The organism is Collinsella aerofaciens, from assembly GCF_028209625.1.
GTDB classification, from domain to species: domain Bacteria; phylum Actinomycetota; class Coriobacteriia; order Coriobacteriales; family Coriobacteriaceae; genus Collinsella; species Collinsella aerofaciens_AM.
Map to the genome: position 1 here is coordinate 1 of NZ_JAQLDU010000037.1, position 2,027 is coordinate 2,027.

Genomic DNA, 2,027 nt, shown 5'->3' on the forward strand with positions numbered 1-2,027 from the left:
ACCGTCACCAACGACGTGCTGTACAAGGAGGGCCTGGACCTTCTCGTCGTGCCCTCCGCCGAGCTCTCCCGCGGCCGCGGCGGCCCGCGCTGCATGAGCATGCCCTTCTGGCGTGAGGACCTCTAAGGTCTTCTAGGACCCGTATAGGTCTTAATACATACATCTAGCTGACGTTAGATGTCTCCCATTGGGGCGGTGCGGGTTTTCGCGCCGCCCCAATCTTGTATGAGGAACGTCAACACGGTTGGATGACTGCTTTTGTAAGGAACTTGGCCATGGACATTAAGACGATTGGCGTTGAGGAATGGCTCAACGTTTGGGAGAAGAGCGCCACGTGGGACATCGCCCAGTCGACGATCTCGTCGCTCACCATGGGCGAGCTGCGCGCGCTCGATGAGCAGGACGGTGCCACGTTCTACGAGCGCCTGGACCGCGAGAAGATGAACTACGGCTGGATCGAGGGCTCTCCGGAGTTTAAGGCCGAGGTTGCCAAGCTGTATCGTCGCGAGGTCAATCCCGATCACATTCTGCAGACCAATGGCTGCACGGGCGCTAACCTCAACGCCATCATGGCCGTGGTCGAGCCCGGCGACCATGTCATCGCCGAGTGGCCCACCTACGCGCCGCTCTACGAGATTCCGCGTACGCTCGGTGCCGAGGTCGAGTATTGGGAGCTTCGCGAGGAGCTTGGCTGGAAGCCCGATATCGAGGAGCTTAAACGCTTGGTGCGTCCCAATACCAAGCTCATCTGCATCAACAACGCATCGAACCCCATCGGTACGGTGCTCGATGCCGATATGCTTGGCCAGATTGCCGAGATCGCCCGTTCGGCTGGCGCCTATGTGCTGTGCGACGAGGTGTACCTGCCGCTTGAGAACACCAAGGCCTTTATGTCGATGGCCGACATGTACGAGAAGGCCATTGTCACCAACTCGGTGTCCAAGACCTATTCGACGCCTGCGGCCCGCGTGGGCTGGGTCGTGGCCGACGAAGAGGTGTCCAACCGCATCCGCACCTACCGCGACTACACCATGATCTGCGGCGGCGTGTTCAACGATGCCCTGGCGACATACGTGCTCGAGCACAAGGACAAGATTCTCGAGCGTAATCGCAAGATCGTGTTTGGCAACCGCGATATCGCGCAGGCTTGGATCGATACGCAGCATCGCGTTTCCTGGACGGCCCCGCAGGGAATATCCACCTCGTTTATCCAGCTGGATATTCCCGAGGATGACGAGGAATTCTGTAAGCGCCTGTTGGCCGAGAGGGGAGTGCTGCTGGTCCCCGGTAGCCGCTTTGAGCTTCCCTGCGGCGCACGCCTGGGCTACTGCGCGAGCGAAGACGTTCTTCGCGAGGGCCTGAGGCTTTTGGGCGAGGCACTGGCGGAGTTCGATCGCTAGGGTTCCGACGATCTTCGAGGGCCTTATCCAAATTGGCCGAAGATAATCGAAAACGAACCCGTTTCCCTAGGGGAAGCGGGTTCGTTTTTCTATACCGAGAAGTCAAGTTGTTACAAATGGGGCCGTAAAGCGAGCCGGTATCCGCTGGGCCTTATACTGAGCTTCCGGTGAACGGTATCAAGCGTCTGGTAAACGGTAATTTGTTTATCAGAAATGAATAAGACAAACTTTTTTCTGAATAAAAATGAAAATGGTTGGGACGCGGCATGAATCGCTAATTCTATTCATAGCTATATTAGAAATATGCAATTTGAGGGTGGTTTAATAAAGTTAAGTTCCATTTGCTATTTGGATTGAAAACGCGTTTTAGCACGTAAATAAACTTTATTAAATCAAAGTGTGCCATGCGTGAAGTATATGTGTATGCCGTTCACCCCTCATATAAAACCGTTCGGGGGCGAGGTGGAAGTATGGACTGATTTTGGATATAAATATGTCGTCAGCAATAACGCCTCACACGGAGGGGCGCTAACGAATCGGCCCTGACAGGGGCCCGAAAGAAAGGTAGGAGGCCATGACGAAAGGTCTGCACGTGCCTTCCGAGATCGGCAAGCTCAGGAAGGTCTG

At 55.4% G+C, this 2,027-nt stretch carries 2 protein-coding genes; both read left to right on the forward strand.

Annotated features, from left to right (window positions below):
* Window positions 1-126: arginine deiminase family protein (locus PMW70_RS09625; RefSeq protein WP_229770747.1), on the forward strand; the 126-nt coding region annotated here is incomplete at its 5' end.
* 149 nt (window positions 127-275) lie between these two features.
* Window positions 276-1,400 carry an aminotransferase gene (locus PMW70_RS09630; RefSeq protein WP_117655984.1) on the forward strand — a complete coding sequence of 375 codons (1,125 nt, stop codon included), beginning with the start codon at window positions 276-278 and terminating at the stop codon, window positions 1,398-1,400.
* The last annotated feature ends 627 nt before the right edge of the window (window positions 1,401-2,027 follow it).

What these genes read in the sequence shown, in the direction of transcription:
- PMW70_RS09630 (WP_117655984.1), top strand. Translation starts at nt 276, where the DNA reads ATGGACATTAAGACGATTGGCGTTGAGGAATGGCTCAACGTTTGGGAG.